Source organism: Cohnella sp. SGD-V74 (genome assembly GCF_003001675.1).
GTDB lineage: Bacteria > Bacillota > Bacilli > Paenibacillales > Paenibacillaceae > Cohnella.
Map to the genome: position 1 here is coordinate 1 of NZ_PVYW01000008.1, position 13264 is coordinate 13264.

The window sequence follows — 13264 nt, forward strand, 5'->3', positions numbered from 1 at the left end:
GGGCTTATCCTAACGAATGACACGACAAAGCAAGACACTTCACCTTCTTCTTCGCTCCACTTGGTTCGCATCCAGTTTTCAAGGCGTAAGCCTTGTTACAAATGATCTGGTCTGGTGATGACGGCGGAGGGGTTCCACGCGTACCCATCCCGAACACGACCGTTAAGCCCTCCAGCGCCGATGGTACTTGGACCGCAGGGTCCTGGGAGAGTAGGACGTCGCCAGGCCGGATACATGCCCGAGCAGTCGATGAAGTCGACGACCAGGGCCGGAGTAAACAGAGAAGCACCCTTAGCCGGGTGCTTTTTTGCGTTATTCGGAGGATTGAGCGTCAGCGGGGTAGCGGCATAACGGCCTGCCAGACCGTTAACAGCAGCGAAAGTGCTGGAATCTCCGGGTTAACGGCCTGTCGGACCGCTAAACGGAGAAATTCGCGCAAAAGACGCAATTAACGGTCCACCAGACCGTTAACAAACTAGATTCGCAAGAGGAATGCAGCTAACGGCCTGCCAGACCGCTAAATGGAGAATCGCATACGAACGCCAGAAGAGAACGTTATACTTTGTATCTATCTTTTATACTAATTCCCTGAATTAGGGGGAAGCACCTGGATTAATGAATCATTTGTTATATAGTGGAAGTAACTTGGCACAGAGGGGGGAGTGGTGTGCGCAAAGAAATGTTGGCGATGTTGGCGGCGGCGACGCTGGTAACGGGAGTCGCAGGATGCAAGGGCGGAGAAAAAGAAAAAAGGTTGGACCCGCTAGATAAAGAAGAGAAAGTGTCTATGAAAGTCATGTTTTGGGACAATTCGCTGTTTTACAGGCAGTACGGAAATTTCTTCGCAACGGAGTTTCCGAATGTAGATATTGAAGTTCTTGACATGCAACAGCTGTATTCCGATCCGAATGTAACGGCGGATGAGGGCTTGGACAAGTTCATCGAGGCGAACAAGCCGGACGTTCTGTTGCTGAGCGAAGCTCAATACGCGAAGTATGCCAAGGACGGCAAGCTGCTGGAATTGGATCCGATTATAGAAAAGGACGATTTTTCAATGGACGGCATCCATCCGGCAATGCCGAGCCTGCTGAGGGAACTGGGGGACGGCAAGCTGTACGGGCTCAGCCCCGAGATCGAAAGCGCCGGCTTATTTTACAATTCAGAGCTGTTCGAGAAATATGGCATCGAGACGCCTCGCGATTCGATGAGCTGGGACGAAGTGTTCGAGCTTGCGAAGAGATTCCCGGTGGACGGAGAGAGCGACAAAAGAGTTTACGGTCTTTCGCTGGGAAGCGAAATGACGGTTGGCAATTTCATTCGCACGGTCGGTCAGGCGCAAGGATTGCAATCGGTGAATGCGGATGGAAGCCGGGTGAGCTTTGACACGGCTTCGTGGAAGAAGGTCGCGGAGTCGGTCATTGATCTGATTCGTTCTGGAGCTTATCATGTCCCTGTGGAAGACGAAGCGGGCAACTTTTTAATGGAGGATATCTACCGAAGAGATGTATTTCTCCTCGGCGGCGCGGCGATGCGATTTGGCAAAAACAGAACAGTCATGAAGCTTCGACAGGCTGTGGAAGATCTGAAGTGGGAGCCGATCGAGTGGGGAGTCGTGACGGCTCCGGTCGATCCGAACAATCGCAACCAGAACCGTTATTTCGAACTGGGCGTTCAGATTTATGCAATAAGTACGGAGTCATCGAACGTACGTGCGGCGTGGGAATTCATTAAATACATCAACGGCGAGAAGTATGCGCAGCTCAACCATCGTTCGGTTTTCGGAGGACTTAAAACGTGGACGGACTATGAGGAGGAGCAGGATGGGCGGAGTATGGAACCGTTCCTAAAGCTTGATCCGGCGATGAATGCCGGCAGCGAGCAGCTAAAGGCGCCTCCACGATTTCTTGATCGTTTTTCCGAGATCATCACCTCGGAAGTCGATACAGTTTTATCCGGAGAACAAACATTAGACGAAGCGATGAGGAAAATCCAGGAGATAGGGCAGGAAGAGCTGAAAGAAAATAACGCATCCGACTGAATGAATTTAGACTTCTGGCTAGAAATCGCTGGATGCAGAAAATAGGGGGAACTGTTTTGAAGAAGAAAATAGGTTATGGCCTCATGTCCGCAGCCTTGATGCTCGGAGCGATCGGATGCAGCGGAAACGGAGAAGGAGGCGGCGATTGGGAGCCGCTGGATAAAAACACGGAAACGAAGCTTAAAGTGATGTACTGGAGCATGGAGCAGTTTCAACGGGAATACGGAATGCTGTTTCAGAACGAATTTCCCAATGTAGAAATCGAAGTTGTGAGCAGACAAGGAATCTTCAATGACACGTCCAAATCCAGAGAGCAAATTTTTAATGAGCTTGTGGATAAGGAGCAGCCTGATGTCCTGTTCCTGTTCGAAAACGAATATGAAAGCATGGCGAGGAACGGAAAACTGCTGGATCTCGACGTTCCGATCCAGATGAGTTCGTACGATATGGAAGGATACAACCCGGCGATCCTTTCCCTGCTCCGCAACGAGGGAGATGGCAAGCTTTACGGGCTTAGTCCTTTCTTCACGAGCGAAGCGCTTTTCTACAATATCGATCTGTTCAACAAATATAATGTCGAGCTCCCGCGGGATTCGATGACATGGGACGAAGTATTCGAGCTGGCTAAGAGGTTTCCGACAGACGGAGACGAGAAGAATAGAATTTACGGATTCACGATAGACGGGTTCATGTCTCCTCTGTTTAGTACGCTCAAAATCGGAGCTGCGCAAAATCTGCGTGTATTTAATGCGGAAGCAACTGAAGCCCAATTGAACAGCGACGCATGGCGCAAAGTATTCGAAACCATAGTCGGGGCCATTAAATCGGGCGCATTCTATCTGCCGACGGAAGAGGAGCAAAACAAGCAGATGAGAATGTTGGAAGACGATCGCTTCGTCATGGGCCGGTCGGCAATGACCTTCCAGTCTCCGAGCCAAGTCGGCGCGATCCTTAATGCGAAGAACTCCCTCAAGGACGTTACACCGGTCAACTGGGGGCTAGTCACCGCGCCGGTCGATCCCAACAATCGTACACAGAGCGGCTCATACAATTATAGCGCGGTTTTCGCGATCAATTCGCAATCCGGGAATGCCCAAGCGGCTTGGGAATTCATCAAGTATGCGAACTCGGCGGATTATGCCCAGATCAGGGCGAATTCCAGCAACGGTGAGTTATTCAGCCGCACGGAATTCAATCGTCCTCAGGACGAACGGGATATGGCCGCATTTTTCAAGCTTGAACCGAAGGCCGAACTGCGCAGTGAATTCAAGAACCTTCCCGACGGGTTGGACTGGATGGTAATGGAAATAATGGCCCGAGAGCTTACGGCAGCGGCAAATGACAAAAAAACGTTGGATGAGGCGATCCAGACGATACAGGAGGAAGCGCAAGCGACGCTCGTCAACATGAAAGCCAATCAGGAAAAATAAATCGCTCAGCTTTAACCAAGCTGTCCGCCGGAGAGAATGGAACTCATATTTGTTCAATAAAACCTCCATACTATCCCTGTAAAGCACAGGAGCGGAGGGAGCGTATGTCCGTATTCAAAACGGCAACGCTGATCGGAGTTTGCGTGTCGGCGGTTGTCGCTTGCGGGTACAATCAGGCGCAAGCGCAGCCGCACAAAAAGACGAGGGCATACTACGAAGAGCGGGAAGAAGTCGTATGGGAAGTGCCGATGAAGGAGAAGTTGATCGCCCTGACGTTCGACGACGGTCCCAACCCCGTCACGACTCCGAAAATTCTCGATTTGCTCGCGGCGAACGACGCCAAATCGACCTTTTTCGTAGTCGGCAAACGGATGGACCGGTATCCGGACGTCGTCAGGAGAGAAGCGAAGGAAGGTCATGAAGTCGCGAATCATACATACAATCATCTGTATCTGAACCATCGGATCAGCCAGCAGAGGCTGGAAGATGAGCTTAGCCGGACAGAAAAGCAGATCGTGAGCCTGACCGGAAAACACAGCCTGTGGTTCAGGCCGCCGGGAGGTTTCTTCAACGATTCTGTCGTTCGGATCGCGCGCGAGCGCGGGTATACGATGGTGTTATGGTCGTGGCATCAGGATACGAAGGATTGGAGCTCTCCCGGAACGCGCAGAATTGTCGACAGGGTGCTGAAGAACGTCCGCAACGGCGATATCGTTTTGTTTCACGATCATGTCGAAGGATCCATGCAGACGGTTCAAGCGCTGGAGACGATTCTTCCGGAGCTGAGAAGACGCGGTTACAGGATGGTGACCGTGTCCGAGTTGATTCAACACAAGAAGTCGAATTTGTTGTTGGGAAAACCGCATTCCTGAACAGGAGAGAGAGCCTGCCCCCCATACGGCAGGTTCTTTTTTTATACTCTGAATCGATTTTTTACACATTGACATTAAATCTAGGAAATTTATGAAATTCTCAAGGAAAGTCAGATATGATGAGGGGGAGTTCTATCTATATAGGGGGTTGTTCCGTGAAAAAGAACGTTATTACTTTACTGAGTCTCATTCTGGTACTCGGCTTGCTAAGCGCATGCAGCGGAGGAGGCAAGAAGGAGGGGGAACTGGCACCTCTCGGCAAAGACGAAGAAGCGAAAATCAAAGTGATGTTCTGGGATCAATCCATTTTTTTTCAAGAATACGGGAATATGTTTGCGACACAGTTTCCCAACATTGAGATCGAAGTGGCCAATATGCAGTCGATTTATAACCAAAGCGCTGCGGAGACGATGGAGGAGCAACTGGATAAGTTTCTCGAAGCGCACAAACCCGACGTACTGATGCTTCAAACGGCAGAATACGAGAGACTCGCCCAGAACGGGACGCTGTTTGCGCTGGACTCGGTGATCGGGCAAGACCAATTCGAGACGGAAGGCATTCATCCGGCCATTCTTAAGCTGCTGCGGGAGCAAGGAGGAGGCAAGCTGTATGGCCTGTCCCCGGAGTTCTCCAGTTCTGCGCTCTATTACAATATCGATTTGTTTAATAAATACGGCGTCGAGCTGCCAAGAGATTCGATGAGCTGGGAAGAAGTGTTCGAGCTGGCTAAACGGTTTCCGACGGATGGAGATAAGGACTCGAAAATATATGGCCTCTCAATGGATACATACTTGGACCTCTCCAATCTGATTCAGACCATCGGTTCCGGCCAGGACCTCAGAATGCTGAGCGCGGACGGTTCTTCGTTCAACATTGATACGGATTCCTGGAAAAAAGTATTCGAATCTGTGATTGGCGCTGTGAAGTCTGGAGCGTTATACGTGCCTGATGCAGAAGCCAGAGCATTCAACTTCAAGACGATGGAAGAAATGTTTCAGCGCAATCTGTTCGTGATGGGCAGGTCGGCCATGGCGGTGAAAAGGAGCTACGAGGTGCAGCAGATTCTTCAGGCCAAAGAGATGCTAAAGGAAGTAACTCCAGTGAATTGGGGAATCGTAACGGTTCCGGTTGACCCAAACAATCGGAATCAGAGCAGCTACTTCAACTTGGGCAGCATCTTCGCGGTAAGCTCCAACTCCGCGAATCCGCGTGCCGCATGGGAGTTTGTCAAGTACATTAACGGCGATTCGTTCGCCAAGCTCAAGTCCAAATCTCTCTACGGCAGCCTGCTGAGCCGTACTGAACATAATCCGGATAAGGACGGACGCAGCATGGAGCCGTTCTACATGCTGGAACCGAAGGCCAATGTGAACAACGAGTATACGAAAGCGCCGATTAACTTCTTCGGAGCGCTGAACGCTCTGGTCGAGGCGGAGGTCGACGCCGCGCTGAACGACAAGAAGACGGTGGAGGAAGCTTTAGAGGCGATTCAGGAGAAAGGAGAAGCCGAATTGCTGAAGGCAAGGAAAGCGGCTGAGGAAGCAAGTCCATCTCCGTCGGCTTCGTCCGCGAATTCCGAGTCGGAATCTTCGTCCGAATAGCGGCAGAAGACGGCGTACGGAATCCAAGAGAAAGGCTGCTGCGCGCAATGCATATGGACGGTTGTTTCAGGTATCCTCGGATGCTTGGAACAGCCGCTTTTTATTTTCCGAAAAGAGATTCGGGTGGTCATAACGCATGAACGCGACCGTACATATGTAAGAAGGGGAGAAAGGGGAGAGGGCGATGGAATGGTGGGCGATCTGGCTCATTGCGGCCGGGCTGTTGCTGATTGCCGAGCTGCTGACGCTAACCTATTACATGCTGTGGCTAAGCGCGGGAGCCGTGGTTGCGGCCGTCGTATCCTTATTGGCGCCGGACGACTTTTTGCTCCAATCGTTGATCGGAGGGGGTGCCGCTCTCGCGCTAACGGGCTTGACCAAACCGCTGACGAGAAGGTTCAAGGTAGGGAAGGGCTTTCGCGACACGCATGAGGATTTGGTCGGCAAACAAGGTGTTGTGATCGCGAAGATTTCCCCGGATCGTCCCGGCATCGTCAAGGTCGGTTCCGAAACGTGGAGCGCGGCTTCCAAGGAGGAGCTCGACCTGGATGAACGGGTAACGGTCGTTGGAAGAAGCTCCACCGTGCTCGAAGTTCAAAAAACGGGAGGTAATCCTGAATGATGTACGTCGTATTTCTGATCGTCATCGTCATCGTATTGGTCGTCGTGCTGTCGATCAAGATCGTGCCGCAGCAGAGGGTCGGCGTGGTCGAAAGATTGGGGAAGTTCAACCGGCTGCTGACGCCCGGCGTAAATGTGCTCGTTCCGTTCATCGACAACGTTCGCGTATTCCATGATCTGAGAATCCAGCAAGCGAACGTTCCGCCGCAAACGGTCATTACCAAGGACAACGTCCAGGTGCAGATCGACACGATTATTTTCTACCAGATCGTCGCTCCGGAGCAGGCTACATATGGAATTTCCGATTATGTGTACGGAGTGCGCAACATTACGACCGCTACGCTTCGTCAAATAATAGGGAACATGGAATTGGACGAGACGTTGTCCGGCAGGGAACGAATTTCTTCGAACATTCGACTGGCGCTGGATGAAGCGACCGAGAAATGGGGCGTGCGCATCGAGCGGGTAGAAGTGCTGGACATCAAACCGCCCGGCGACATTCAGGAAGCGATGGATAAGCAGATGAAGGCGGAGCGGAACAAACGGGCGATCGTCCTGGAGGCGGAAGCGGCCAAGCAGGATTTGATATTGCGGTCCGAAGGGGATAAGCAGAGTAAAATCTTGAAGGCGGAAGGCGAGAAAGAGGCGCGCATTCGCCAAGCGGAAGGCTTGCGTCAGGCGCAGGAGCTGGAAGCGCTGGGAGAGGCGAAGGCGATTCTGGCGGTGGCCGAGGCCGAGAAAGCGAGAATCGAGATGCTGCGGGCGGCGGGGCTCGACGAGAAAGTGCTGGCCTATCGCTCGTTCGAAGCGCTCGGGGAAATTGCCAAAGGTCCGGCGAACAAGGTGTTCCTCCCCTCAAGCGTCGCGGAAACGCTGGGAAGCTTGGGAGCGATGAGCGACTTGTTCAAGTCCAAGGGGTAGACATGCGAAAGGAGCTGTCCGCAGGGTTATGTAGAGCGGGTTCCGGGACAGCTCCGTCCTTGTGCTAGAGCACTCTTCTCGCTGTAATGTAACGTTTGGAGTAGCTGCTCAGTTTGCTGACGATAACGCCGTTGACGCTGCCGCCGATCGTGTTATGAATGAATTGTCCGTTGCCAATGTAGATGCCGACGTGATTGACTCTGCCCGGCTTGGATACGCTGAAGAAGACGAGATCGCCTCTTTTCAGATTGCTTTTGGACACGTAGACGCCTTGCTTGCTCTGCGCTTGGGAGCCCCACTTCAGGTTGACGCCTTGCTTGGCGAACACGTATTTCGTGAAGGAAGAGCAGTCAAACCACAATTTGGAAGGATTGTTGACTCCAAATTTGTATTTGACTTTGCCTTTAAGCTGCTGAGCTGCGGAAATGACCGCATTCGCTTTCTGGGTCGACGTCGCGCTTGCCGACACCGTGGTCGCCGCATGAGCGGACGGTTGTTCCAGCGCGCCAATGCCTGTCGCAAGGACCGCGAAGCAGGTCGCGCCGATTGCGATTTTCTTGAGCCGTTGTCCGAAGTTCATGTAAGTTCCTCCTGAAGTTGTTCTAGGTGACAAAATGGAGTATATCATGTTGCTTGTCCCTGTATTGAGAAATTAAGGGCATCTTAATGTTGGGAATATGTGCCGTCTGCCGTCCCCTCGTCTTCGCATTCGCAATCAGCGTTCAAATCGATCGCTTTAGCGATTGACGGTTCGAGGTTTCGTCTTCTATAATTAATAATTATCGGATAATTCTGTATATTTTAAGGGATGAAACGTTTCCATGAGGAAGGAGAGGATGCGCGTGCGGATGCGCGAAACGAATCGGAATCGAATCTTCGTCTTTACCGGACCGGACGGTTCCGGAAGAAAATCGGTTGCGGAAGCGGTCGGCCAAACCTTCGGCATGGAGAAGATCGTTTCTTACGCGACCAGACCTCCCAGGCCGGGTGAAGTGAACGGACAGGATTACGTGTTCGTCAACCATGACGAATACCGGGAGCTGGAGCAGAGGGGCGAATTTCTCGAAAGCGTGGAAATCGACGGACAGTTGTACGGCATTCGCAGCGCGGATATCGAAAGCAAGCTGGATCAGCACGATTCCGTCTATCTGATCTTGAATCATGAAGGCGCTAGCATTCTTAAACATATTTACGGGGATAAAGCGGTACGCCTGTTTCTCTACGTGGATCGGCGGACGGCAGAGGATCGTCAACGCAATTTGGGCCTGCCGGAAGAGGTCATCGCCAAGCATCTGGGGCACTATGAACGTGAGCTGGGCTATCGCGCCTCTTGCGAGCACGCATTCGAGAACTACGATCTGGCTCAGACCACCTACGAGATTACGAACACGCTGGAAACTTATTTGCAGCGGGATCTGGTCGACAAGGATTAAGCGTACTCGGAAACGCCCGTTGACGAGAATGGAAAGACATGGTATTGTAAGGCTACAAATTCAATAAGCGAAAGCGGAAGCACCGCAAATTTCGACGCGTTATGCGTCGGAGTTTGCGGTTTTTTGTTTTCCGGGAAGGAGGCGGACGATGGTCAAGAGGATCGTGGTGGCGGCGGAGGAGCGGGAGTACGTCGCCAAGTTGGCGGAATATTTGCGGGAGGAGGAGAAGGAGTGGGAGGTGGCTGCTTACACGCATAGCGGCGCGTTGAAAGTGGAATTGCAAGGCGGCGGGAAAATCGACGCTCTGATCGGAGAGCGGGAGATGGTGAGACGTGCGCTGGCCGACGGAGGGAAATCCGGGAAAATCATCGTTCTGGCGGACGGAAATGAAGGCGGGGAGGAGGACTGGGAGAAGCTTGTCCGCTATCAGCCTCTGCCGGCTTTGCTGAGCGGCATCCGAGGAGCGCTTGGGATGGAAGGGGCCAGACTGGAGGGGGGATGCCAGGTGTGGACGGTATTTTCGGCCTCGGGAGGCGTCGGCAAGACGACGGCGGCGTTAAACCTTGTTCGTCAAGCGGGGGGAAGGGGGCTGCGCGTTCTTTATCTTAATTTGGAGGAACTGAACGCGACATCGCTTCTGTTCGGCAGCGGAGAGCCGGACGCCTTGTCCAGCCTCCTCTATGCTCTGCAGGCGCGTCCCGAACATTGGGACGAGCTGTCGCGGCGGCTGTGCCGGCATCAGTCGCAATTGCGGGCCGATTATATCGACGCTCCGGAGCATCCCGGGGAGAGGCTCGCCCTCGTTCCGGAGATCGCGGCAGACCTGCTCGACAAGCTGAAACAAGCGAACCGGTACGACGTCATCGTCGTCGACCCCGATTCCGGCGCGGGAGAGTGGCATCGCAGCCTTCTTCAGCGGAGCGACCGGATCGTCTGGCTGACGCTGGACGATGCGCTAGGTTTGTTGAAGGCCGAGAAGCTGCTTCGCTACTGGGAGCCGCGTTTGGAAGGAGCGGCGTTCCATCCGACGTTCGTCATGAACCGGGCGGTGGGGGCAAGGCCCGTTAATCGTTGGACGCTGCCGGGAACGGAACCGGCGCTTACGCTCCCGTACATTCCGCAGTGGAAGGCGGTCGACCAGCCGGGAAGGCTGCTCTCGTCGCCCGCATACTCCGGGGCGGTTGAACGGCTTCTGGACATCCTGGGGGCAGGAACCGGCGGTGCGTCAGCGGAGCGCAGGAGGAGGGGAGAAGGACATGGCGGACAGCGGGCTCACGATCGAGGAGTTAGTTGAACTCCGGAACGCCGTTCGCGCCCGTATGACCTGGGACGATTCGATCACGGACGACGACTTGCGGAAGCTGATCGAAGACGAGCTGTTCCGCGGAGAGCGGGCAAGGCGAATGACGGCGGGAGAGCGCAAGGCGGCCGTGATGCGTCTGTATCACTCGTTTCGAGGGTTGGACGCGCTTCAACCGCTGCTGGAAGACCAGGAGATCACGGAAATCATGATCAATTCCCATAGAGAGATTTTTATCGAGAAGAGAGGGGAGTTAAGAGCGGTCGATCTTGGATTCGAGAGCAACGAGAGGCTGGAGGATCTCATTCAGAGCATAGTCGGGCGGGTGAATCGGATTGTCAACGAAGCTTCTCCGATCGTGGACGCGCGGCTTCCCGACGGTTCGCGGGTGCATGTCGTTCTTCCCCCGATCGCGTTGAAGGGTCCGACCGTGACGATCCGCCGGTTCCCGCACCAGCCGCTTGGAATCGAAGATTTGATCGCCAAGGAAGCGATCTCGAGGGAGGCGGCCGAATTTCTGCGGGACATGGTAACGGCCAAATACAACTTGTTTGTCAGCGGGGGCACCGGCTCGGGAAAGACGACGTTCCTCAACGCTCTGTCCCAGTGGATTCCCTCGCACGAAAGAGTCATTACAATCGAAGACGCGGCGGAGCTGCAGCTTCGCGGGATCGCCAATCTCGTCTCGCTGGAGACGCGCAATGCGAACAGCGAGGGCAAAGGGCAATTGGGCATTCGCGAGCTGATTCGGGCGTCGCTGCGGATGAGGCCCAACCGGATTATCGTCGGCGAAGTCCGCGGCGGGGAGGCGCTCGATATGCTGCAGGCGATGAATACCGGTCATGAAGGCTCGTTGTCCACGGGGCACGCGAACGGCGCCAAGGATATGATCTCCAGGCTGGAGACGATGGTGCTGAGCGGAGCGGATTTGCCGGTGCCCGTCGTTCGCCAGCAGATGGCTTCGGCGCTCGATATTGTCGTTCATTTGAGCCGCTTCCGGGATTCGAGCCGACGCGTGTCCGAAATATGCGAAGTGACAGGAATCGAGCAGGGTGAAGTTCGACTGAACACGCTGTTTCGCTTCGAGGAGGAAGGGGAGCGGGACGGCCGCATCGTCGGAAGCTTGCTCAGAGTCGCTCCGCTGCGTGATACGGGCAAGCTGCGCCATGCCGGATTGCTGAAGGAGGAGGGGGGATGACGGATTATTCGGTCTATCGTCTCAGCGCGAAGGAGAAGGCGTGGGCGATCTTCGTCGGCTGCGCGGCCTGTTACGCGATCGTATGGGTACTGTACCGGCATTCGGTTATCGCAGCCGTCGCCGCTCCGCTCGGGCTCCTGTACCCAAGGCATTATGCTCTCAGCCTATGCCGGCGTCGCAAGGATAAGCTGAGACAGCAGTTCAAGGACGCCCTGCAGGCGCTCACCTCCTTGCTGTCCGCAGGCAGGTCCGTCGAGAACGCCTTCATGGCTCTTGAGAGCGACTTGGTGCTGCTGATCGGCGACAGCCGCTCGGATCTGATCAGAGAGCTGAGGGCGATCGCCAATCGGCTGAACAACGGGGAGCAGCTCGAAGCCGGCTTGCAGGACTTCGCGGCGCGATCCGACTTGGAGGAGGTGAGGAATTTCGCGGAAGCGATCGCGATTTGCAAGAGAGCGGGAGGAGACCTCGTGGAAGTAGTCAGAAGAACATCGCTGCTCATTTCCGAGAAGATGGACGTCGAGCTGGAAGTGTCGGTACTGATCGCGCAGAAGAGATTCGAAGCGAGAATCATGATGGCGATGCCCTTCGCGTTCGTCGGAATACTTGGCTTCCTGGCTGCCGACTACATGCAGCCGATGAGAGAAGGGATGGGGGTCGTCGTGCTGACGGTTTGTTTGCTCTTGTTGGCGCTTTGCAGTTGGTGGATGATGCGCATCATGGACATCAAGCTATGAGCGGATGGCTGATTCAGATCGTCTGCGCGGCGCTCCTCATTGCCTACGTTTGCCTTGTCGCGATGTCCTGGCGCGATCTGAAAGGGCAACGAATCAGACTGCGTACAGATCCGTTTGCGATTGTACTGCGGATTCCCGCCGTGCAGAGAAGAGTGCTGCCGCTGCTGGACAGGGCGCGCGTCTCGTTGGCTTTGTTGAACGGAGGCTCCTGTTCGGAAAACAAGCTGATCGATTGGGCGGCTGAGGGAGCGGGACTTGCCTATGCGGCGCTGACGGGCATGAGTTTGCTGGCATGGGCGGCGGATACGCCGGAGCTGCTCGCCGTCGGGGGGCTGCTCGGAGGAGTGTTGCCTCTCCTGCGGATGAAGGAGGTTGCCGGACAAGTCGGCAAGCGCCGCCAGAGTATGGTAACGGAGCTGCCGGAGCTGTTAAGCAAGCTGCTGCTGATGGTGAACGCGGGAGAGAACGTCATGCGCGCTTTGGCCAGGTCGGCCGAGAAGAGGAGAGCCGCCTCCGACGACAATCCTCTGTACGCGGAGCTGAGAGCGGCGATCGAGAGCATGAAGCGGGGAGAAAGTCTGGCGGCGGCGCTCGAAGAGTGGGGAAGAAGATGCGCGATTCCCGAGGCCAAGCTGTTCGCGACGACCGTGCTGATCAACGCGAGAAGAGGCGGGGACGCGTTCGTTCCCGCGCTGCGGGAGCTGACCAGGCAGATGTGGGAGAAGAGGAAGGCGATCGCGAGAACGATGGGCGAGCAAGCCTCGTCGAGGCTGGCGTTCCCGCTGACAATCGTGTTTCTGCTGATCATGGTTCTGGTCGGAGCTCCGGCCGTATTTATGATGTGAGAGATCAAACTGATGAAAAGAAAGGATGATAGGAATGATCGGATTTTTGTATCAATACGGACTTAACGCTTTTCGCGCCTTGCGCGACGACGAAGAGGGAATCGGTACGCTGGAGCTGGTGTTGATCGTGGCGGTGCTGATCGCTATCGTGCTCGTGTTCCGGGAGGAGATCATCGGATTTCTGAAGATCTTGATGGAAAAGGTTGAGACCAAGTCGGATGAAGTATTCGATTAACCGCAGCGAGAGAGAGCACTCGGGGAGCGGACG

At 54.6% G+C, this 13264-nt stretch carries 13 protein-coding genes and 1 rRNA gene; 13 read left to right on the forward strand and 1 reads right to left on the reverse strand.

What is annotated here, in order from left to right; all coding sequences use genetic code 11:
• Window positions 1–110: 110 nt before the first annotated feature.
• From rrf to B0G52_RS13630, 7 genes are all read left to right on the forward strand, one after another.
• Window positions 111–227 (forward strand): 5S ribosomal RNA (gene rrf / locus B0G52_RS13600).
• 440 nt (window positions 228–667) lie between these two features.
• Window positions 668–2038 carry an ABC transporter substrate-binding protein gene (locus B0G52_RS13605; RefSeq protein WP_094045122.1) on the forward strand — a complete coding sequence of 457 codons (1371 nt, stop codon included), beginning with the start codon at window positions 668–670 and terminating at the stop codon, window positions 2036–2038.
• A gap of 56 nt (window positions 2039–2094) precedes the next feature.
• Window positions 2095–3468, forward strand: coding sequence for an ABC transporter substrate-binding protein (locus B0G52_RS13610; RefSeq protein ID WP_158223701.1), 1374 nt, complete (start codon window positions 2095–2097; stop codon window positions 3466–3468).
• A gap of 104 nt (window positions 3469–3572) precedes the next feature.
• A complete protein-coding gene (locus B0G52_RS13615) occupies window positions 3573–4340 on the forward strand; it encodes a polysaccharide deacetylase family protein (protein ID WP_094045126.1) in 768 nt (255 codons plus the stop codon).
• A gap of 155 nt (window positions 4341–4495) precedes the next feature.
• Window positions 4496–5941, forward strand: coding sequence for an ABC transporter substrate-binding protein (locus B0G52_RS13620; RefSeq protein ID WP_158223702.1), 1446 nt, complete (start codon window positions 4496–4498; stop codon window positions 5939–5941).
• 184 nt (window positions 5942–6125) lie between these two features.
• The gene (locus B0G52_RS13625) at window positions 6126–6563 is read left to right on the forward strand and encodes an NfeD family protein (RefSeq protein WP_094045130.1); all 438 of its coding nucleotides are present in this window, start codon (window positions 6126–6128) and stop codon (window positions 6561–6563) included.
• The gene (locus tag B0G52_RS13630; protein WP_094045132.1) at window positions 6560–7483 is read left to right on the forward strand and encodes an SPFH domain-containing protein; all 924 of its coding nucleotides are present in this window, start codon (window positions 6560–6562) and stop codon (window positions 7481–7483) included. Before B0G52_RS13625 ends, B0G52_RS13630 begins: the two co-directional genes overlap by 4 nt.
• A gap of 64 nt (window positions 7484–7547) precedes the next feature.
• On the opposite strand, the gene B0G52_RS13635 is transcribed toward B0G52_RS13630, so the two are convergent.
• Complete coding sequence (locus B0G52_RS13635; RefSeq protein ID WP_094045134.1) at window positions 7548–8063, reverse strand: C40 family peptidase; 516 nt, start codon at window positions 8061–8063, stop codon at window positions 7548–7550.
• Between the two features lie 268 nt (window positions 8064–8331).
• Between B0G52_RS13635 and B0G52_RS13640 the strand changes: the two genes are divergently transcribed.
• The 6 genes from B0G52_RS13640 (at window position 8332) to B0G52_RS13665 (ending at window position 13231) form a co-directional block, all read left to right on the forward strand.
• Window positions 8332–8916 carry a guanylate kinase gene (locus tag B0G52_RS13640; RefSeq protein ID WP_233162662.1) on the forward strand — a complete coding sequence of 195 codons (585 nt, stop codon included), beginning with the start codon at window positions 8332–8334 and terminating at the stop codon, window positions 8914–8916.
• A 148-nt stretch (window positions 8917–9064) separates the two neighbouring features.
• A complete protein-coding gene (locus tag B0G52_RS13645; protein ID WP_094045138.1) occupies window positions 9065–10210 on the forward strand; it encodes a nucleotide-binding protein in 1146 nt (381 codons plus the stop codon).
• Complete coding sequence (locus B0G52_RS13650) at window positions 10173–11414, forward strand: TadA family conjugal transfer-associated ATPase (RefSeq protein WP_094045140.1); 1242 nt, start codon at window positions 10173–10175, stop codon at window positions 11412–11414. The genes B0G52_RS13645 and B0G52_RS13650 overlap by 38 nt, the downstream gene beginning before the upstream one ends.
• Window positions 11411–12151 (forward strand): type II secretion system F family protein, encoded by a 741-nt coding sequence (locus B0G52_RS13655; protein WP_094045142.1) that lies wholly within the window; start codon window positions 11411–11413, stop codon window positions 12149–12151. Before B0G52_RS13650 ends, B0G52_RS13655 begins: the two co-directional genes overlap by 4 nt.
• Window positions 12148–12996, forward strand: a complete 849-nt coding sequence (locus B0G52_RS13660; RefSeq protein WP_094045144.1) for a type II secretion system F family protein — start codon at window positions 12148–12150, stop codon at window positions 12994–12996. Before B0G52_RS13655 ends, B0G52_RS13660 begins: the two co-directional genes overlap by 4 nt.
• Window positions 12997–13030: 34 nt before the next feature.
• Window positions 13031–13231: a Flp1 family type IVb pilin gene (locus tag B0G52_RS13665; protein ID WP_094045146.1), complete on the forward strand. Its 201-nt coding sequence runs from the start codon at window positions 13031–13033 to the stop codon at window positions 13229–13231.
• Window positions 13232–13264 lie beyond the last annotated feature (33 nt).